The organism is Streptomyces sp. NPDC097129 (genome assembly GCF_055668065.1).
Window position 1 is genome coordinate 968941 of sequence record NZ_JBVOQE010000002.1, and the last position, 19876, is coordinate 988816.

Consider the following 19876-nt stretch of genomic DNA (forward strand, 5'->3'; position numbering starts at 1 on the left):
TCCCCTGGCCGAAAGCGGTGCACGGCCGCGCTAGCGCTCGAACCGGTACCCCATCCCGGGCTCGGTGATGAAGTGCTTCGGATGCGAGGGGTCGGCCTCCAGCTTGCGGCGCAGCTGCGCCATGTACACCCGCAGGTAGTTCGTCTCCGTCCCGTACGACGGCCCCCACACCTCCTGCAGCAGCTGCTTCTGGCCGACCAGGCGGCCGCTGTTGCGCACCAGCACCTCCAGCAGATGCCACTCCGTGGGCGTCAGGCGTACGTCCCGGCCGCCGCGGCTGACCTTTTTCGCGGCCAGGTCGACGGTGAACTCGGCCGTCTCCACCGTCACCTCCTCCTCGCCGGCCCCGACGGGCTCGGCGCGGCGCACGGCCGCCCGCAGCCGGGCGAGCAGCTCGTCCATGCCGAACGGCTTGGTGACGTAGTCGTCGGCGCCGGCGTCCAGCGCCTCCACCTTCTCGTCGGAGGAGTGCCGCGCGGAGAGCACGATGATCGGCACCCGGGTCCAGCCGCGCAGCCCCTTGATCACCTCGACGCCGTCCATGTCCGGCAGCCCCAGGTCGAGCACCACCACGTCGGGGTGGCGGGCGGCCGCGAGCTTCAGGGCGCCGGCGCCGTCGCGGGCGGCGTCGACCTCGTACTTGCGGGCCTTGAGGTTGATCTCGAGGGCGCGCACGATCTGCGGCTCGTCCTCGATCACCAGCACCCGGGTCATGTGGCCTGCCTTTCTGGGGAAACCGACCGCGCCGGTCCGTGCGGCGCCGGCTCCGGCGCGGGCCGCCCGGCCGCACGGAGACTGAGGACCATGGTGAGGCCGCCGCCGGGGGTGTCCTCGGCGTTCAGGGTGCCGCCCATCGCCTCGGCGAAGCCGCGCGCCACGGCCAGGCCGAGGCCCACGCCGGCGCCGCGCGGCGCGTCGCCGTAGCGCTGGAAGGGCGCGAAGATGCGTTCCTTGGCCTCGTCCGGCACGCCCGGGCCGCGGTCGACGACCCGTACCTCGACCCGGTCGGCCATCGCGCTCGCGGCCACCAGCACGGGCAGCGCGGGCGGGCTGTACTTGACGGCGTTCTCGACGAGGTTGGCCACCGACCGCTCCAGCAGTCCGGCATCGACGGCGACCATGGGCAGGGTCTCGGGGATGTCCAGCTCGACGCTGCCCTCGGGGACGCCGCCGAGCGCCATCGGCACCACCTCGTCGACGTCGATCTCGCGGACGATCGGGGTGACCGTGCCGGTCTGCAGCCGGGACATGTCGAGGAGGTTGCCGACCAGGTGGTCGAGCCGGTCCGCGCCCTCCTCGATCGCCGTCAGCAGCTCCGCCTTGTCCTCCTCGGACCACTCGACGTCGTCGGAGCGCAGCGAGGACACGGACACCTTGATCCCGGCGAGCGGAGTGCGCAGATCATGGCTGACGGCGGCCAGCAGCGCGGTGCGGATGCGGTTGCCCTCGGCCAGCTCCCTGGCCTGCTCGGCCTCCAGTTGCAGCCGTCGGCGGTCCAGGACAACGGCGGCCTGCGCGGCGAACGCGGCCAGCACCCGGCGGTCCTCGGCGGGCAGCACCCGCCCGGTGAGCGCGAGCGCCATGTGGTCGCCGACCGGCATGTCCACGTCGGCGTCCTCCGGTCGCTGCACGGGTGGGCCGAGCCCCGCGCGTCCGGCGCAGGTCCACGGCGTCACCTCGCTCTCGCGTTCCAGCAGGGCTGCCGACTCCATGCCGAAGGTCTCCCGTACCCGCTCCAGCAGGGCCTCCAGGCTGGTCTCGCCGCGCAGCACGTTCCCGGCGAGGAAGGACAGGATCTCCGACTCCGCGCGCAGCCGGGACGCCTGCTGGGTGCGCCGGGCGGCGAGGTCGACGACGGAGGCCACCGACACCGCCACCGACACGAAGATCACCAGGGCGAGGATGTTCTTCGGGTCGGCGATGGTGACCCGGTGCACCGGCGGGGTGAAGAACCAGTTCAGCGTCATCGAGCCGAAGGCCGCGGCGGCCAGCGCGGGCAGCAGCCCGCCCACCAGGGCCGCCGCCACCGTCAGCCCCAGGAACAGCAGCATGTCGTTGGTGAGGCCCAGCGAGGCGTCGATGCCGGTCAGCAGCAGCGTCATCAGCACCGGACCGGCGCCGCCCACCAGCCAGCCCCACACCAGCCGTGAGCGTCCGAGCCGCGCGCCGCGCGCCATGGGCAGCCCGCGGCCCTTGGCGACCTCCTCGTGCGTGACGATGTGCACGTCGAGGTCGGGCCCCGACTCGCGGGCGACCGTCGCGCCGACGCCGGGGCCGAAGACGTACTGCCAGCTCTTGCGGCGTGAGGAGCCCAGCACGATCTGGGTGGCGTTCACCCCGCGCGCGAACGCCAGCAGCGCTGCGGGGATGTCGTCGCCGACGACGTGGTGGAACGTGCCGCCCAGGTCCTCCACCAGGGTGCGCTGCACCGCCAGTTCCTTGGGCGAGGCAGCGGTGAGGCCGTCGCTGCGGGAGATGTACACCGCGAGCACCTCACCTCCCGCGCCCTTCTCCGCCAGCCGAGCCGCCCTCCGGATCAGCGTCCGCCCTTCCGGGCCGCCGGTCAGGCCCACCACGATCCGCTCCCGCGAACCCCAGATCGCCGACACCCGGTGCTCGCTGCGGTACCGCTGGAGGTAGGCGTCCACCCGGTCCGCCACCCACAGCAGCGCCAGCTCCCGCAGCGCGGTCAGGTTCCCGGGCCGGAAGTAGTTCGACAGTGCCGCGTCGACCTTGTCCGGCTGGTAGATGTTGCCGTGCGCCATCCGCCGGCGCAGCGCCTCCGGCGACATGTCCACCAGCTCGATCTGGTCCGCCCGGCGCACCACCTCGTCCGGCACCGTCTCCTGCTGCCGCATCCCCGTGATCGACTCGACGACGTCGCCGAGCGACTCCAAGTGTTGGATGTTGACCGTCGACACCACGTCGATGCCGGCGGCGAGCAGCTCCTCGACGTCCTGCCAGCGCTTGGCGTTGCGCGAGCCGGGGACGTTGGTGTGGGCCAGGTCGTCCACCAGCGCCACCTGCGGGCCACGGGCCAGCACCGCGCCGACGTCCATCTCCGTGAAGCGCCCGCCCCGGTACTCCAGCTCCCGGCGCGGCACCGCCTCCAGGCCGTGCAGCATCACCTCCGTACGCGGCCGCCCGTGGTGTTCGGCGAACCCCACGACGCAGTCCGTTCCGCGCTCGACCCGCCGGTGCGCCTCGGACAGCATCGCGTACGTCTTGCCGACGCCGGGTGCCGCTCCCAGGTAGATCCGAAGCTTGCCGCGTGCCATGAAACCCATTGTCTTCCGGTGTGCCTGCCGCCTCCGCAGCGTCGACCCTACGACCCGCGCCGGCCACAAATGGGGCGCGGGGCCGAGCAGCGGACATCTTTGACGCGACCCTGACGCACGGGCAACGGCCCACCCCGGTGCTGCGGCGGTGCGGTGGTGGTACCGGAGGCACGGCGGTTCCTGACGGGTCCCTTCTCAGGCCCCGGCGTCCGCCTCGACGATCTCGCCGTCTCTCAGCTCCAGGACCCGGTCGGCCAGGTCCAGCAGCGTGGCGTCGTGCGTGGCGACCAGGGCCGTGACGTTCTCGCTGTGGACGACCGCGCGCAGCAGCTCCATCACGGCGTGGCCGGTCTCCGCGTCGAGCTGCCCCGTCGGTTCGTCCGCTATGAGGAGCGCCGGCTCGTTGGCCAGGGCCCGGGCGATGGCCACGCGCTGCTGCTGGCCGCCGGACATCTCACCGGGGCGCTGGGCGGCGTGGTCGGCGAGGCCGACCAGGGACAGCAGCAGTTCCACGCGCTGCTCGCGCTCGCGCGGGTCGGCGCGGCGCAGTCGCATCGGCACGCCCACGTTCTCCGCGGCGGTGAGGATCGGGATGAGGCCGAAGGACTGGAAGACGAATCCGACCCGGTCCCGGCGCAGGGCGAGCAGTCCCTCCTCGCCCAGGTCCGACAGATCGCTGCCGTCGACGGTCACCCGGCCCCGGTCGGGTTGGTCGAGGCCGCCGACGATGTTGAGCAACGTCGTCTTGCCGGAGCCGGAGCGGCCCTTGAGGGCGACGAGTTCGCCGCGCGGGATCTCGAAGGAGACCCCCCGCAGCGCGTGGACGGCGGCCGCGCCCTCGCCGTAGGACTTGTGCAGGTCCTCGACGCGCACCATCGTCTCGGTGACGACCTTGGTCATGTGTGCTCCCCCTGTTCCCCCCGCGGACCTGCTGCCCGTGGATGTGCCGTCCGACCGCCTGCTGCCCATGGGCCATCCGCCATGGACCTGCTGCTGATCGACCGGGCGCCAGTATCACCAGCGGGCGCCCGGTCCCTCAATGGTTCTCGCTTCCGTTGCGTGCTCTCACTTCCTCATCGGACGAGACCCCCTCAGCGGTTCACGCCGGATTGTCACCGTGGGTCAGGGTCTCCCAGGCCACGAAGAGGTTGTTGCTGCCCGCCGGGCGGTTGCGCTCGGTCAGGGCCTGGGTGTTGGTCATGGCGACGCCCAGACGGCTGTGCAGCGCGTTGTACCCGACCTCGGTGACCGGGCCCAGTCCGAGCTTGAGCGAGCCGCCGCACAGCCGGCTCGGGACGGCCGCGCCCAGTTCGTACCTGGCCTGGAAGCCCAGTGCCTGCCGCAGCCGTTCGCCGACGTCGGTGCCGTACAGGTCCTGTCCCTGGATGCGGCTGGTCTCGGCGACGTGGGAGATGGCGGAGATGCCGTAACCGGTGTGGACGAAGTCGCGGCAGGTCTCCTGGGTGAGGCCGGTGGTGAAGGTGGACTGTCCCTGCCAGTACTTGACGATCTTGTCGCGGGTGTCGAGGTGCTGGCTGGGCACGGTCCTGGGCAGGTCGCCGTCGGAGGCGAGATAGACGTAGGCGGCGGTGCGGGTGCGGAAGGTGGCCATGGCGCGGTCGTAGGACGTCCTGTCCTCCAGGAAGACGGAGATGCCGATCGCCGCCTCCATCATGGACAGCTCCCAGTTGCCGTTGGAGTTCGAGCCGTTGATCACCTCGGGCAGGTAGACGTTCCGCAGCATGGTGGCGAAGCGGCCGGCGTTCGGCCAGCCGCCGCCGGAGTACGTGTACTTGATGATCTCGGCGGCGCGCGGCCAGGTGGAACCGGCCCATCCGGTCTGCAGGGGCGCGTTGCTGTTGGTGTGGTCCTGGATCACGGCGGACCAGGCGTCCATCAGCTGGATGGCCTTCTTCGCATACCGGTCGTCGCGGGTGACGTACCAGGCGAGCGCGTCGGTGTAGGCGGCGAGCGCGTCCTCGCGTTCGTCGGTGCAGCCGTGGTCGGGGTCGGAGTACGAGCCGCACTCGACGGTCGCGCGGGGTTTCGGGGTGCGGTTCGGATCGGCGTACTTGCTCGCCAGCAGCTGGTCGAAGGCGCCCTTCCAGGGTTGGGCGCCGGCCAGGACCTGGGTGCGGGCGAAGTCGAGCTGGCTGCGGGAGACGGTGACTCCGGGGTGGACGAAGGAGGTGGGGGCGGAGTGGGCTGCGGGCGCGGTGAAGGCGCTCAGCAGGAGGGAGGCCACCACTGCGAGCAGTGCGGCACGACGCATAGCGACTCCGTTCTCGTACGTGAACCTGGAGCGCCTTTGTGAACGCAGGCGTTTGGCCGGTGACCATAGGTACGGACCAATGCGCCGTCAAGGGGTCACGTACGCGAAAGGGCCGCACCCCGTGTGGGGTGCGGCCCTTCGTCGCTCGTCGAGCGGGTGTCTAGCGGACCTCGGTGATCTCCGGTCCGCGCTGCAGCTGGCCCATGCCGCCGGAGAAGCGGGAACCCTCCTCCTCCTGGTGCTGCTGCACGCCCTCGGGCACCATCTGCGCGTCGTTCGGCAGCTTCAGCACGATCGGGTCGCGCGGCGCCATCGGGCCCTCGCCCCGGACCACGACGGTGTCCCGGAAGATCTGCTCCAGCAGACCGGCGGCCTGCGGCTGCACCGCGCCCTGCCCGGAGATCACACCGCGCAGGAACCAGCGGGGTCCGTCGACACCGACGAACCGCACGACCTGGAAGCCGCCCGTACCGTCGGGCAGCTGCACCGGCACCTGGGCGCGCAGCTCCCAGCCGAGCGGGCCCTCTACCTCGTCGACGATGCCACCCTGCTGGGTGATGCCGGAGCCGATCTCCTCGCGCACCTCGCCCCAGATGCCCTCGCGCTTGGGCGCGGCGAAGGCCTGGAGCTGGATCGCGCTGTCGCGCAGGACGACGGTCGCCGCGACGATCGCGTCGCCCGCGACCTCCACGCGCAGTTCCATGCCGTCGACACCCGGCACGAACAGGCCTCCGAGGTCCACCCGGCCCTCGGCCGGGTCGCGCACCTCGGAGACGTCCCAGGGCCCGTCGGGCCGCGGCTCCGGCTCGAGCCGTACGCGCCCGCGCTCGCCCTCTTCGTCCGCCTCGGTGTCGACGCTGTCGACGACCTGCTCGGCCTCGCCGGCCGCGTCCTCGGCGGCATCCCTGTTCTTGCGACGTCCGAACACGTCACTGTCCTTCCCGGTCGGATACGACCGAAGCGTATCGATTCCCACCCGTCGGGCCGCCATCGGCGACCTGACCGCTCGTGCCGCTCTCACCGCCCACCGCGGCATGGCCCCCGGTGGACCCGAAGCCCCCCTCGGCCCGTGCCGAGCCGGGAAGTTCCGCCACCTCCTGGAAGCGGACCCTCTCGACCTGCTGGACGACCAGTTGGGCGATCCGGTCGAAGCGCTCGAACCGCACGCGCTCGCGCGGGTCGAGATTCACCACGATCACCTTGATCTCCCCACGGTACCCGGCGTCAACCGTCCCCGGGGCATTCACGAGGGCGACACCGCAGCGGGCGGCCAGGCCGGAACGTGGGTGCACGAAGGCCGCGTACCCGTCCGGCAGCGCCACAGACACCCCGGTGGGCAGCACCGCGCGTTCGCCGGGCGCGAGTTCGCAGGCCTCGGTGGTGCGCAGATCGGCCCCCGCGTCCCCGGGCTGCGCATACGCCGGAAGCGGCACCTGCGGATCGATGCGGCGGATCAGGACCTGCAGCGGTTCGCGGCTCACGGGTTCACCTCGAAGGCGCGGGCCCGGCGCAGCTGGTCCGGGTCGCTCATGGCGGCCTGGATCTCCTCCCGGCGGCCGTGGTCGACGAAGTGGTCGACCTTGACCTCGATGAACAGGGCGTCGGCACGCACGGCCACGGGGCCCTCGGGGCCGCCGATGCGTCCGGTGGCGGTGGAGTAGATCTTCCGTCCGGCCACGGCCGTGACCTCGGCCTGAAGGAACAGGGTGGTACCGACCGGCACCGGCCGCACGAAGTCGGTCTCCAGCCGTCCCGTGACGGCGATCGTGCGCAGCAGCCAGTTCAGCGAGCCCAGCGACTCGTCGAGCGCGGTGGCCAGGACGCCGCCGTGGGCGAGGCCGGGCGCGCCCTGGTGGGCGGGCTGCACGGTGAACTCGGCGGTGATGCTGACGCCGTCGCCGGCCCGGGCCGCCAGGTGCAGTCCGTGCGCCTGCCCGCCGCCGCAGCCGAAACAGTGTTCGTAGTGCGCGCCGAGGAGCTCACCTGGTGCGGGAGCGTCGGGATGCCGCACGGGTGGCACGGCGTCGGCCGGGGGCTGAAGAGCTGGGGAAGTACCACTCACAGCCGCAGACCTTACCCGCCCGTCCGTCCCCGACTGCGGGCGCTGCCCATCGCCCGACGGCCACCGCCGCCGGTGCGGCGGGGGGTGAGGGACGGCGCCTGATTGCGGGGGCGTCCGCGCACCATGCCAAGCTTGGCTTCATGCAGCTCTCCGCCATCCCCTACGAAGAACGCCTCACCGCCCCCCGTTCGTGGTGGCTGGTCTCCTTCCTCGTGGGGTTCGCCCTCGCCCTGGTCTTCCTGCCCTTCGGCACGCTGCCGATGCTCGGCGCCCTGGTCGGCGGTACGGCCGTGTCGGCGGTCGTGGCCAGCGCGTACGGCTCGCTGCGCATCCGCGTGGTGAACGGCTTCCTGATCGCCGGCGAGGCGAAGGTGCCCGTGTCGGCGCTGGGCGAGGCCGAGGTGCTGGACGCGGAGGAGGCGCGCGCCTGGCGCACCTACAAGGCGGACACGCGCGCGTTCCTGCTGCTGCGCGCCTACATCCCGAAGGCGCTGAAGGTGGAGGTCACGGACCCCGCCGACCCGACGCCCTACCTGTATCTGTCGACGCGCGAGCCGGAGCGGCTGGCCGAGGCGCTGAAGACGGCACGGGAGGCCGCGGCCCAGCAGGGCTCGTAGCGACGGCCCCCGAGTGGGCGACCTCAGCGAGCCCGGCGGGCCCGGCACGGACCCCAGTGGGCCCGGCACGGACCTCAGCGGGCCCGGCAGGACCCCGACGGCCCCGGTGGAGTCCGGTGAGCCCGGCACGACCTCAGCGGTCCTGGGAGGGCCCGTGGGTCAGTTCTCCAGGTCCTTGGTCAGCTCGCCCATCGCCAGGGGCTCCTCCGGCTGCTCCAGGGCCGGCAGGCCGGCCAGGTTCTCCCAGGGCACCCGCATCGTGCGCAGGTCGGTGCGGAGGCGTCCGGCGAGTCTGCGGGTCTCGCGGCGGTTCATGACCGCGCCGACCGCGGCGCCGACCATGAACGGCATCAGGTTGGGCAGATCGCGCACCAGGCGCTTCATGATCTGCTGGCGCAGCTCGCGCTTCATCCGGCCCCCGAGGGCCGCGTCATACGTCGACGGTTTCATGACGTCGATCCCCCGCTCGCCGGACCAGGCGCGCAGGTACACCGCGCTGCGGTCCTTCAGGGAGCCCGGCGGTCGCACGCCGTAGACCTCGTACAGCTCGGCGATGAGCTTCAGCTCGATCGCCGCGACGCCGGTGATCTCGGCGGCCAGCTCGGTCGGCATGGCCGGCGGCACGGGCAGCATCGCCGCCGCGCCCACTCCCGCTCCGACCGTCGCCGTCGCCCTGGTGGCGCCGGCGACGAGTTTGTCCGCCAGCTGCTCCGGGCCGAGGCCCGGGAACTGTGCGCGGAGCGTCGCCAGATCGCGTACGGGCACGCGTGGGGCGAGGTCGATGATCCGGTCCGCGAGGTGGCTCAGGCCCGCGCGGGCGCGGTCCTTGCCCTTGCTCGCTCCGGTCCTGGCCAGCTCCGAGGCCTTGGTGCGGGCAGCCGCGGCCCGCCTCTTGGCGACGGGCGTGATCCGTCCGGCCCGGTCCCGAAGGCCGGCCCGGTCGCCCGCCGCTTCGAGCGAGGCCGACCCCGTCGCTTCCGTAGAGGACGTAGGGGGTGAGCCTCGCTCGTCGTCACGCACGCCGTGGGGGCCCTCCAGCGGCCCCGGGTCCGCTCCCCTTCGGGAGAAGCGGCGCTTCCGAGAAGGGGTCGAGCCAGTCACGGCCGACCCGTCCTCAGTCGCAGTCGCGGCAGATCGGCTGGCCGTTCTTCTCCCGGGCCAGCTGGCTGCGGTGGTGCACCAGGAAGCAGCTCATGCAGGTGAACTCGTCCTGCTGCTTGGGCAGCACCCGGACGGCCAGCTCCTCGTTGGAGAGGTCCGCTCCGGGCAGTTCCAGGCCTTCTGCGGCCTCGAACTCGTCGACGTCGACGGACGACGCCGACTTGTCGTTGCGCCGGGCCTTCAGCTCCTCAAGGCTGTCGGAATCGACGTCGTCGTCGGTCTTGCGTGGGGTGTCGTAGTCAGTCGCCATGTCGCTCTCCCCCTCTGGGTTGTCTGCGGTGTCTCCAGCGCACGTAACGCGTGAGAGGCCGGACTTGTGCCCGCCTCGAGGCGGAGATTTTGCCTCACATCAAGGTCTGTTACTCAATCGACACCCAACCGGACTCCCCAAGAGTGATCGGGTTGGATGGCGATCGGGACCGTACACGGTCCGAATGTCGCACTACAAAGGCGTCCCACCGTGTACTTCCCGTGATCAGGACCCCCGAAAACCCGGATTTTCCGGGCTTTCCGGCCCCTCTCATGATCACTCAGAGTAGATGGCCGGAAAATCGCCTTTGTGATCGATCACACACGCGGGGGGTGTTCGAGTGCCCGGAAAATTCCGCCCAAAGCGAACATCCTCCGCGCGTGTCCCGACGGTCTCACAGCGGCATGGTGACACGCATGTCGAGCCCACCTCCCTCACGGGGCGTGGCCGTGATGTGCCCGCCGTGCGCCCGCGCGACGGACCGCGCGATCGACAGGCCGAGCCCGACCCCCTTGTCGCTGCCCGTGCGCTCGGTGCGCAGCCGGCGGAAGGGCTCGAAGAGATTGTCGATCTCGTAGGCCGGGACCACCGGTCCGGTGTTGGACACGACCAGTACCGCGTGTCCGTGCTGCACCTGCGTGGTCACCTCCACCCAGCCGCCTTCGGGGACGTTGTACCGGACGGCGTTCTGCACCAGGTTCAGGGCGATCCGCTCCAGCAGCACGCCGTTGCCCTGCACGATCGCGGGCTCGCGTTTGCCGCGCAGCTCCACGCCCTTGTCCTCGGCCTCGCCGCGCACCTGGTCGATGGCCTGGGAGGCGACCTCGGCCAGGTCGACCGGCTTGCGCTCGACGATCTGGTTGTCGCTGCGGGCGAGCAGCAGCAGGCCCTCCACCAGTTGCTCGCTGCGCTCGTTGGTGGCCAGCAGCGTCTTGCCGAGCTGCTGCAGCTCGACGGGGGCGTTCGGGTCGGACAGGTGCACCTCCAGCAGCGTGCGGTTGATCGCCAGCGGCGTGCGCAGCTCGTGCGAGGCGTTGCCGACGAAGCGCTGCTGGGCGGTGAAGGCCCGCTGGAGGCGCTCCAGCATGTCGTCGAAGGTGTCGGCGAGCTCCTTCAGCTCGTCGTCCGGTCCGTCCAGCTCGATCCGGCGGGACAGGTCGGATCCGGCCACCGCACGCGCGGTGCGGGTGATCCGGCCCAGCGGCGACAGCACACGGCCGGCCATCGCGTAGCCGAACGCGAACGCGATCACGGCGAGGCCCAGCAGGGCCAGCAGGGAGCGGCTGAGCAGGTTGTCCAGGGCGTGCTGGCGCTGCTCGTTGACGCACGCGTTCATGGCGCTGTTGAAGACGTCGGGCGACGCCTTGTCCGGCAGATTGCAGACGGTGCTGGTGACGCTCCCGGTGGTGATCTTGAAGGGCAGCTCGCTGCCCACGTTCAGTGCCTGCGCGGCGAGCAGGTAGATGATCGACAGCAGCAGGATGCCGGCGATCAGGAACATGCCGCCGTACAGCAGCGTCAGCCGTATCCGGATGGTCGGACGCAGCCACGGGAACAGTGGCTGCGGCCGTCGGGGATCCCAGGTGGGCTTCGGTGGCGCCTGGACAGGCGTGGGGGTGGCGGTCACGTCGATCAGATCCGGTAACCCGAACCGGGCACCGTGACGATCACCGGCGGCTCGCCCAGCTTGCGGCGCAGCGTCATCACCGTCACCCGCACGACGTTGGTGAACGGGTCGGTGTTCTCGTCCCAGGCCTTCTCCAGCAGCTGCTCGGCGGAGACCACGGCGCCCTCGCTGCGCATCAGCACCTCCAGGACGGCGAACTCCTTGGGCGCGAGCTGCACCTCACGGCCGTCCCGGAAGACCTCGCGGCGGTTGGGGTCGAGCTTGATGCCGGCCCGCTCCAGTACGGGCGGCAGCGGCGCGCTGGTGCGCCGGCCGAGGGCACGCACGCGTGCGATCAGCTCGCTGAACGCGAACGGCTTGGGCAGGTAGTCGTCGGCGCCGATCTCCAGCCCCTCCACGCGATCGCTGACATCGCCGGAGGCGGTGAGCATCAGCACGCGCGTGGCCATGCCCAGCTCGACGATCTTGCGGCAGACGTCGTCGCCGTGCACCAGCGGGAGGTCGCGGTCGAGGACGACCACGTCGTAGTCGTTGACGCCGATGCGTTCCAGAGCGGCCGCACCGTCGTACACGACGTCGACCGCCATGGCCTCCCGGCGCAGTCCGGTGGCCACCGCATCGGCGAGCAGCTGCTCGTCCTCGACGACGAGTACGCGCACGTCGCTTGTCCTTCCTCAAAGCCGCCGGGCACGCCGCATCGGCGCACACGGGCGGAATCCGTACCGGGGTCTACGCCTCCATCCTGCCGCGTTCGCCCATAAACCGGTTGTAAGGCGGCCGTCGGCCCCCGCTGGAGGCGCCCCGGCAGCACCGCGCCGCGCGCCCACAAGTCCCCCTCGCCGCCTGCCGTCAGGTTCCGGCCACCGCCGGAGGCATATTCGGCACGATGCGGCCGCGGGAAGATTTATCGGGTGGGCGAGGTTTCCCCGGATGTCCGCGGGGGGAGGACGGCTTTACACCCCGCGATCACGCTCTGCTTGTGCCGCAGCACCATGCGGCATGACAGGCCGCTTCCGCAGAGCGGGCGTGGGTGTCCGGCACCGTCGCCGCCCAGCAGGGCAGCGCTGGGCACCTACGGCAACGTGATCGCCCCTTCCCAACCGGCACACCCCCGTGCCATCGACCCACGACCCTGGACGAGGGGGCGCAGCATGGACGCTTTCACCGCAGGACTTCTGCAGCGCATAAGGGCGACCGAGTCCGACCTGACGCGGGCTCGTGACGAGGGCGACGAATTCCTCGTCGACGTGGAGCAGGGCGAGCTCGACGACCTGCGCCGCCTGGCCGCCGAGCATGGCGTGGAAGTCGGCCTGTCCGGCGTCTGATCAGCACGTACGCACCCCAGCGGGGCCCCGGCGAATCCAGCGCCGGGGCCCCGCTGTGCGTGCCGTATCCCTGCCTGGGTCAGTCGTGCCAGGCGCCGAAGTCCTCCAGCAGCCGCTGGAGGGGCTGGAAGACGGCCGGGGTGGCGGCGATCGTCAGATCCCCCGAGAGGGGCTCCGAGGGCCGTCCACCGGTCACCGCGCCCGCCTCCCGGGCGATCAGGTCGCCGGCGCCGTAGTCCCACGGGTGCAGCCCGCGCTCGTAGTAGCCGTCGAGGCGGCCCGCGGCGACGTCGCACAGGTCGATGGCGGCGGAGCCGCCGCGGCGGATGTCCCGCACGAGCGGGATCAGCCGCCGGGCGACCTCGGCCTGGTGGTCCCGCACGTCGGCCACGTAGTTGAAGCCCGTGGAGACCAGCGCCTGGCCCAAGGGCGCCGCCGCACGGCAGGTCAGCCGTCGCTCGCCGTCCCAGGAGCCGGTCGCCCACGCCCCGCCGCCGCGCACCGCGTGGTACGTCTCCCCGCGCATCGGGGCGGCGACGACACCGACGACCGTCTCGCCGTCCTGCTCCGCCGCGATGGACACCGCCCAGGTCGGCAGGCCGTAGAGGTAGTTCACCGTGCCGTCGAGCGGGTCGATCACCCAGCGGATGCCGGTGGTGCCCTCGGTGGTGCCGCCCTCCTCGCCGAGGAAGCCGTCCTCGGGGCGGCGCTCGGCGATCAGCCCGGTGATCAGCTTCTCCGCGGCGATGTCCATCTCGGTGACGACGTCGACGTCGCTGGACTTGGTCGCGGCGACCGAGAGGTCGGCGGGCCGTCCGTCGCGCAGCAGCGTTCCGGCCCGGTGGGCGGCCTCCCGGGCGAGTCTGAGCAGCTCCGTGTGCAGGGGCTCGGTCACGGCGCTCCTCACGCGTAGGGGCTGTCGGCGCCCGCGGCGGCGGGGCGCGGTGCGCGGGACGGGCAGCAGCCCACCGGGCACAGCTGGTGGCTCGGGCCGAGGGCGCCCAGCGCGCAGGGCGAGACCTCCTGGCCGCGCTCGAGAGCGGCGCGCTCCAGGACGAGGTCGCGCACCGCTGCGGCGAACCGCGGGTCGGCGCCCACGGTGGCCGAGCGGCGCACCGGCAGGCCCAGCTCCTCCGCCTTGGCCTTGGCCTCGGTGTCGAGGTCGTACAGGACCTCCATGTGGTCGGAGACGAACCCGATGGGGGCCATGACGACGGCGGGGACCCCGGCGGCGTTGCGCTCCTCGAGGTGGTCGCAGATGTCGGGTTCCAGCCACGGGATGTGCGGGGCGCCGGAGCGGGACTGGTAGACGAGCTGCCAGGGGAGGTCCAGGCCGGTGCGCTCGCGGACGGCGTCGGCGATCAGATGCGCCACGTCCAGGTGCTGCTTGATGTAGGCGCCGCCGTCGCCGTGGTCCTCGACCGGTCCGGAGGTGTCGGCGGCCGCGGTCGGGATGGAGTGGGTGGTGAAGGCGAGGTGGGCGCCCGCGCGGACGTCCTCGGGGAGGTCGGCGAGGGACTCCAGGACGCCGTCGACCATGGGCTCGACGAAGCCGGGGTGGTTGAAGTAGTGCCGCAGCTTGTCGATCTTCGGCAGTTCGAGGCCCTCGGCTTCGAGGGTCGCCAGGGCGTCGGCGAGGTTCTCGCGGTACTGCCGGCAGCCCGAGTAGGAGGCGTAGGCGCTGGTGGCCAGGACGAGGATGCGGCGGTGGCCGTCGCGCACCATCTCGCGCAGGGTGTCCGCGAGGTACGGCGCCCAGTTGCGGTTGCCCCAGTAGACCGGCAGGTCCAGGCCGTGCTCCGCGAAGTCCTTGCGCAGGGCCTGGAGCAGGGCGCGGTTCTGGTCGTTGATCGGGCTGACCCCGCCGAACAGGAAGTAGTGCTGCCCGACCTCCTTGAGGCGTTCGGTGGGGATACCGCGGCCGCGCGTCACGTTCTCCAGGAACGGAACCACGTCGTCCGGGCCTTCCGGGCCGCCGAACGAGAGCAGGAGCAGGGCGTCGTAGGGGCTGGCATCGAGCACGTCTGGCATGGGTCGATCCTGCCACCCGTCACTGACAGCCGGGAAACGACAGGTCACCCGTGCGTCGGGCGGCCGCCCCGGTTTCCTCCTCCCGGCTTTTCGGGACCCGCTGGTCCACGTCCGCCCCGATGGCCTGGTTACTCGTGTGCGTCGGGGCGCTTGACTCGTAAGCTGTATCGGCTGCCCTCGCGCCTTACGCAGGCACCACCCACTCGCACGGCCCCGTCCCTGGCCGTACCCGGACCACCGGAGACCACGTGCCCAGCCCCTACCGCGCCCTGTTCGCCGCCCCCGGCTCCAAGGGTTTCTCCGCCGCCGGCTTCCTCGGCCGGATGCCGTTGTCGATGATGGGCATCGGCATCGTCACGATGATCTCGCAGCTCACCGGGCGCTACGGCCTCGCGGGCGGGCTGTCGGCGACGATCGCGCTGGCCGCCGCGGCGCTGGGGCCGCAGATCTCACGGCTGGTGGACCGGCACGGGCAGCGCAGGGTGCTGCGCCCGGCGACGCTGGTCGCGTTCGTCTCGGCTACCGGGCTGCTGCTGAGCGCCCACTTCGGCCGGCCGGACTGGCTGCTGTTCGTGTGCGCGGCGGGCATCGGCTCGGTGCCGAGCCTCGGCGCGATGATCCGGGCCCGCTGGGCCGAGCTGTACCGGGGCACCGAGCGGCTGCACACCGCGTACTCCTTCGAGTCCGTGGTGGACGAGGTGTGCTTCATCTTCGGGCCGATCGTGTCCATCGGTCTGTCCACGGCCTGGTTCCCGGAGGCGGGTCCGCTGCTCGCCGCATGCTTCCTCGCCGTCGGCGTCTTCTGGCTGACCGCGCAGCGGGCGACCGAGCCCGCGCCGCACCCGCGTGAGGAGCACGGCGGCGGCTCGGCCCTGCGCGCGAAGGGGCTGCAGGTGCTGGTGGCGACCTTCGTGGCCACCGGAACGATCTTCGGCTCGGTCGACGTCGTCACGGTGGCCTTCGCCGACGAGCAGGGCCACAAGGCCGCGGCGAGCGTCGTGCTCGCGCTGTACGCGGGCGGCTCGTGCGTCGCCGGGATCGTGTTCGGTCTGCTGCGCTTCACGGGGGCGCCCGCCCGCCGCTGGCTGCTGGGCGTGTGCGCCATGGGCGTGAGTATGATCCCCCTCCTACTGGTCGGAAACCTGCCGTTTCTGGCCGCGGCGCTCTTCCTTGCGGGTCTGTCCATCGCACCCACGATGATCACGACGATGGCCCTCATCGAGGAGCACGTACCACGCGCGCACCTGACCGAGGGCATGACCTGGGTGAGCACCGGGCTCGCGGTCGGGGTCGCGCTCGGCTCCTCGGCGGCCGGCTGGGTGATCGACTCGGCCGGCGCGCGTGCCGGGTACGCGGTTCCGGCGGTGTCCGGAGCGGTCGCGGTGGCGGTCGGTTTCCTCGGGTACCGCCGGCTCAGCAGGCCGGTTCCGCGTCGGGGAGGCACCGTTGAGCAGCACAGCGAGCGGGAAGAACGGCACGTGGCGTAACTGGGGCGGCAACGTCTCGGCCCGCCCCGCGCGGGAGGTCACGCCCGCCTCCGTCGACGAGCTGGCCGCCGCGGTACGGCGGGCCGGCGAGGACGGACTGACGGTGAAGGCCGTCGGTACGGGGCACTCCTTCACGTCCATCGCGGCGACCGACGGCGTCTTGATACGCCCTCAACTGTTGACCGGAATACGCACCATTGACCGTGAGGCGGGGACCGTCACGGTGGAGGCCGGCACCCCGCTCAAGAGACTCAACATGGCTCTGGCGCGCGAGGGACTGTCGCTCACCAACATGGGCGACATCATGGAGCAGACCGTCTCCGGCGCCACCAGCACCGGCACGCACGGCACCGGTCGTGACTCCGCCTCGATCGCCGCGCAGATCAAGGGCCTGGAGCTGGTGACGGCCGACGGCTCGGTGCTCACCTGTTCCGAGAAGGAGAACCCGGAGGTCTTCGCGGCCGCCCGGATCGGCCTCGGCGCCCTCGGCATCGTCACCGCGATCACCTTCGCGGTCGAGCCGGTCTTCCTGCTCACCGCGCGCGAGGAGCCCATGCCGCTGGAGCGGGTGCTCGCCGACTTCGACGAACTGTGGGCCGAGAACGAGCACTTCGAGTTCTACTGGTTCCCGCACACCGGCAGCACCAACACCAAGCGCAACAACCGCAGCGCGGGGCCGGCCCGGCCGGTGAGCCCGGTCAAGGGCTGGATCGAGGACGAGTTCCTCTCCAACGGCGTCTTCCAGGTGGCCAACTGGGTCGGGCGGGCGGCGCCCGCAGCGATCCCGTCCATCGCGCGGATCTCCAGCAAGGCCTTGTCCGCGCGGACCTACACCGACATCCCCTATAAGGTCTTCACCTCGCCGCGCCGGGTGCGGTTCGTGGAGATGGAGTACGCCGTTCCGCGAGCGGCCCTGACCGGGACGCTGCGCGAACTGAAGGCCATGGTGGACCGATCGGGCCTGCGCGTCAGCTTCCCCGTCGAGGTGCGCACCGCCCCGGCCGACGACATCACCCTCTCCACCGCCTCCGGTCGCGACAGCGCCTACATCGCCGTGCACATGTTCCGGGGCACGCCCTACCAGCGGTACTTCACGGAGGCCGAGCGCATCCTCACCGCGCACGAGGGCCGGCCGCACTGGGGCAAGGTGCACACCCGGGACGCCGCGTACTTCTCCGAGGTCTACCCGCGCTTCGGCGAGTTCACGGCGCTGCGGGACCGGCTGGATCCGGAGCGCCGCTTCCAGAACGACTACTTGCGCCGGGTGCTGGGGGCGTAGCGGTCGCGGACGCGCCGGGCGTGCCGCTGCCGTCGGTCGAGCCGTCCTCCGTGGCGCCGGCGCTGGGCGTCGGCGTCGCACTGGGGGTCGCGCCCGGGGTCGTGCCGCCGGAGCCGGAGGGCGTCTCGCTCGGCGCGCTGCCCCCGTCCGCCGACGGCGCCCCCGAGGGCGAGCCCGCGCCGCCGTCCCCCGGGTCGGGCGACGGGGACCGCGGGGCGGGCGACGAGGCCTCGCGGCCGGTGAACGCGTGGCTGACCGTCGTGCCCTTGCCGCCGCTGAAGCTGCTGCCGGAGACGAGTTCGAAGGCGGTGACGCCGGCCATGGTGACGCCGAAGACCAGCGCGGCCGCGACGAGTGGCCGTCGCCAGCTCTTGACCCGGGCCCGGTAGACCGTTCCGCCGGTGTATTCGCCGGGCGCGGGCGGCGAGGGCCGCACCCTCGTGCGGCCCGGCACCGCGACCGTGCGCAACTGCGCGCCGGTCTGCTTGAAGAAGTGCTGGAAGACCGTGCCGCCGCAGGTGGCGATGGCGCTGACCACCCCGGCGCCGAGGATCGTGCCGTAGACGCCGAAGGAGGAGGCGAGCTTGGCGGCCACCACCGCGGCCGCCGCACTGCCCGCCACCTGAGGAAGGCTCAGGTCGATGCGCTTCTTGTCCTGCCCCTGCGTCAACTGTCCGTTCCTCCTCATTCCCGTACGTGATCGACTTTTCCTACTTGATCAACCCACTGCACGAGAAAGGGACGTACAGACGAAACCAATAGTTCCGTTTCTGCTGATTACGTGAAGTACGCCACGTTCAAGATCGCGGAAAGCGGCAAGGGGCGGCCAAGTCCCAGCCCTTGCCAGAAGTTGAGCGGCGCGCCGATCCACGCGCATGGTCCGAATGGAGTACTGTTGCGAGCCCTGGGTCCGGTCTCCCGCCAGGATGTCCGGGGCCCTTGCTGGACCGCCGGGAGGGGGGCTTGTTGCACAGGGTGACAGACTCGGTCACTTAGCGTGGTGAACAGGTAACCGTGCCATAACGGCGATCCAGGGCCCGTGCCCGACACGCCGGGCAACTCGGCAAGGTTGTGGCAGGCTGCACCCGGGCAGGCCACACTCGACTAGCGGAAGCAGCGACGCACGTGACGTCGGCAGGCACCACCCGGGAGGTCCCCATGCCCGAACTGCGTGTCGTGGCCGTCTCCAATGACGGCACACGGCTGGTGCTGAAGGCTGCGGACAGCACGGAGTACACGCTTCCGATCGACGAACGGCTCCGCGCCGCCGTGCGCGGCGACCGTCCCCGCCTCGGCCAGATCGAGATCGAGGTGGAGAGCCATCTCCGCCCCCGCGACATCCAGGCGCGTATACGCGCCGGCGCGACCGCGGAAGAGGTCGCGCAGATGGCCGGCATCCCCGTCGACCGCGTACGCCGGTTCGAGGGCCCCGTCCTCGCCGAGCGCGCCTTCATGGCCGAGCGGGCACGCAAGACCCCCGTCCGCCGTCCCGGCGAGAACGCCGGGCCGCTGCTCGGCGAGGCCGTGCAGGAGCGGCTGCTGCTGCGTGGCGCCGAGAAGGACACCGTGCAGTGGGACTCCTGGCGCCGCGACGACGGCACCTGGGAGGTGCTGCTCGTCTACCTGGTGGCCGGCGAACCGCACTCGGCGAGCTGGACGTACGACGCGCCTCGGCGGCTCGTGCAGGCCGTCGACGACGAGGCGCGTTCGCTCATCGGCGAGTCCGACGACCTCGCGCCGCCCGAGCCGAGCTTCCCCTTCGTGCCCCGCATCGCCCGTCTGCCGCGCGACCGTCCGCTGGACCGCTCGTACGACCGGGAGCGGCCGAGCCTGCCCGCGCAGGCGTCGGAGCCGGCCGAGGAGAGCACCGGCGAGCGCGACTCGCTGACCAGCCTGCTGGAGGCGGTACCGAGCTTCCGGGGCGATCTGGTGGTGCCGGAGCGGCCCTCGTCCTCCGAGCCGGACGACGACGAGCCGGACGCGGAGCCCGCGGCGGAGGAGCCGCCGGCGCCCGCCGCCTCGGCCGGTTCCGCCTACGCGGACGTGCTCATGCCGCGATCGGTCGGCAGCCACCGGGACCGTCTGATCGGCGCGACCGACCGCCAGGCGGAGGCCGACGGAGTACGCCCCGGCCGCCGCGCGGCGGTTCCGAGCTGGGACGAGATCGTCTTCGGCACGCGCCGGAAGAAGCAGGAGTAACCGAAGGAGCAGGACGCGGGAACGGGGCGGCGGCCCCTTGGGCTACGTGGCCGCCGCCTCGCCGGTCGTATGGGCGCCCGCGGCCTGAAGCGCTCGCCTCAGCGCCCGTGGCCTGCCCTCGTTCGGCGCGTCACCCGCGCGTCGAGGAGCCCGCGGTTCGACGCGCGCGTGGCGCGCCCGGCTGGGCAACGCCCGCACTCCGCGCCACTGGTGACGCACCCGCGCCGGAGTCGCACCCTCCACCACGCACTCCCGCGCGCCGGAGTCGCACCCTCCACCACGCACTCC

Annotated in this window: 19 protein-coding genes; 5 read left to right on the forward strand and 14 right to left on the reverse strand. The window is 71.9% G+C overall.

All coding sequences use genetic code 11. The annotated features are described in order from the left end of the window. Positions 1-30: 30 nt before the first annotated feature. From AC0B9F_RS10010 to AC0B9F_RS10040, 7 genes are all read right to left on the reverse strand, one after another. On the reverse strand, positions 31-714 hold the full coding sequence (locus tag AC0B9F_RS10010; protein ID WP_472000604.1) for a response regulator: 684 nt from the start codon (positions 712-714) through the stop codon (positions 31-33). Next, positions 711-3278 (reverse strand): DUF4118 domain-containing protein, encoded by a 2568-nt coding sequence (locus AC0B9F_RS10015; RefSeq protein WP_472000606.1) that lies wholly within the window; start codon positions 3276-3278, stop codon positions 711-713. The genes AC0B9F_RS10010 and AC0B9F_RS10015 overlap by 4 nt, the downstream gene beginning before the upstream one ends. Positions 3279-3473: 195 nt before the next feature. Beyond that, complete coding sequence (locus tag AC0B9F_RS10020; protein ID WP_472000608.1) at positions 3474-4178, reverse strand: ABC transporter ATP-binding protein; 705 nt, start codon at positions 4176-4178, stop codon at positions 3474-3476. Between the two features lie 199 nt (positions 4179-4377). After that, positions 4378-5550: an alginate lyase family protein gene (locus AC0B9F_RS10025; protein WP_472000610.1), complete on the reverse strand. Its 1173-nt coding sequence runs from the start codon at positions 5548-5550 to the stop codon at positions 4378-4380. A gap of 160 nt (positions 5551-5710) precedes the next feature. Next, positions 5711-6478 (reverse strand): DUF3710 domain-containing protein, encoded by a 768-nt coding sequence (locus tag AC0B9F_RS10030; protein ID WP_472000613.1) that lies wholly within the window; start codon positions 6476-6478, stop codon positions 5711-5713. A gap of 1 nt (position 6479) precedes the next feature. Beyond that, positions 6480-7031, reverse strand: a complete 552-nt coding sequence (gene dut, locus AC0B9F_RS10035) for a dUTP diphosphatase (RefSeq protein WP_472000615.1) — start codon at positions 7029-7031, stop codon at positions 6480-6482. After that, positions 7028-7612, reverse strand: coding sequence for a PaaI family thioesterase (locus AC0B9F_RS10040; RefSeq protein WP_472000616.1), 585 nt, complete (start codon positions 7610-7612; stop codon positions 7028-7030). The genes dut and AC0B9F_RS10040 overlap by 4 nt, the downstream gene beginning before the upstream one ends. Before the next feature lie 140 nt (positions 7613-7752). Here AC0B9F_RS10040 and AC0B9F_RS10045 point away from each other — a divergent pair, with 140 nt between their 5' ends. Next, positions 7753-8229, forward strand: a complete 477-nt coding sequence (locus AC0B9F_RS10045) for a DUF3093 domain-containing protein (RefSeq protein ID WP_472000617.1) — start codon at positions 7753-7755, stop codon at positions 8227-8229. Between the two features lie 159 nt (positions 8230-8388). Here AC0B9F_RS10045 and AC0B9F_RS10050 read toward each other — a convergent pair whose 3' ends face one another. From AC0B9F_RS10050 to AC0B9F_RS10065, 4 genes are all read right to left on the reverse strand, one after another. Beyond that, positions 8389-9330, reverse strand: a complete 942-nt coding sequence (locus AC0B9F_RS10050) for a hypothetical protein (RefSeq protein ID WP_472000620.1) — start codon at positions 9328-9330, stop codon at positions 8389-8391. A 13-nt stretch (positions 9331-9343) separates the two neighbouring features. Next, positions 9344-9640, reverse strand: a complete 297-nt coding sequence (locus AC0B9F_RS10055; protein ID WP_043504706.1) for a DUF4193 domain-containing protein — start codon at positions 9638-9640, stop codon at positions 9344-9346. 394 nt (positions 9641-10034) lie between these two features. Then, positions 10035-11267, reverse strand: a complete 1233-nt coding sequence (locus tag AC0B9F_RS10060) for a sensor histidine kinase (protein ID WP_472000622.1) — start codon at positions 11265-11267, stop codon at positions 10035-10037. A 5-nt stretch (positions 11268-11272) separates the two neighbouring features. Continuing rightward, positions 11273-11926, reverse strand: coding sequence for a response regulator transcription factor (locus tag AC0B9F_RS10065; protein WP_472000625.1), 654 nt, complete (start codon positions 11924-11926; stop codon positions 11273-11275). Positions 11927-12418: 492 nt separating this feature from the next. Here AC0B9F_RS10065 and AC0B9F_RS10070 point away from each other — a divergent pair, with 492 nt between their 5' ends. Further along, positions 12419-12592 (forward strand): hypothetical protein, encoded by a 174-nt coding sequence (locus AC0B9F_RS10070; RefSeq protein ID WP_472000628.1) that lies wholly within the window; start codon positions 12419-12421, stop codon positions 12590-12592. 79 nt (positions 12593-12671) lie between these two features. Here AC0B9F_RS10070 and AC0B9F_RS10075 read toward each other — a convergent pair whose 3' ends face one another. Beyond that, positions 12672-13487 (reverse strand): inositol monophosphatase family protein, encoded by an 816-nt coding sequence (locus AC0B9F_RS10075; protein WP_472000630.1) that lies wholly within the window; start codon positions 13485-13487, stop codon positions 12672-12674. Between the two features lie 8 nt (positions 13488-13495). After that, positions 13496-14623: a ferrochelatase gene (locus AC0B9F_RS10080; protein WP_472000633.1), complete on the reverse strand. Its 1128-nt coding sequence runs from the start codon at positions 14621-14623 to the stop codon at positions 13496-13498. Between the two features lie 248 nt (positions 14624-14871). Here AC0B9F_RS10080 and AC0B9F_RS10085 point away from each other — a divergent pair, with 248 nt between their 5' ends. After that, positions 14872-16110: an MFS transporter gene (locus tag AC0B9F_RS10085; protein WP_472000636.1), complete on the forward strand. Its 1239-nt coding sequence runs from the start codon at positions 14872-14874 to the stop codon at positions 16108-16110. Continuing rightward, positions 16070-17389, forward strand: a complete 1320-nt coding sequence (locus AC0B9F_RS10090) for a D-arabinono-1,4-lactone oxidase (RefSeq protein WP_472000639.1) — start codon at positions 16070-16072, stop codon at positions 17387-17389. The genes AC0B9F_RS10085 and AC0B9F_RS10090 overlap by 41 nt, the downstream gene beginning before the upstream one ends. Here AC0B9F_RS10090 and AC0B9F_RS10095 read toward each other — a convergent pair. After that, entirely contained in the window at positions 17313-18077 is a 765-nt protein-coding gene (locus AC0B9F_RS10095) for a hypothetical protein (RefSeq protein WP_472000641.1), read from the reverse strand. The genes AC0B9F_RS10090 and AC0B9F_RS10095 overlap by 77 nt on opposite strands. 470 nt (positions 18078-18547) lie before the next feature. On the opposite strand from AC0B9F_RS10095, the gene sepH reads away from it, so the two are divergent. Continuing rightward, entirely contained in the window at positions 18548-19588 is a 1041-nt protein-coding gene (gene sepH / locus AC0B9F_RS10100; protein WP_472000643.1) for a septation protein SepH, read from the forward strand. Positions 19589-19876 lie beyond the last annotated feature (288 nt).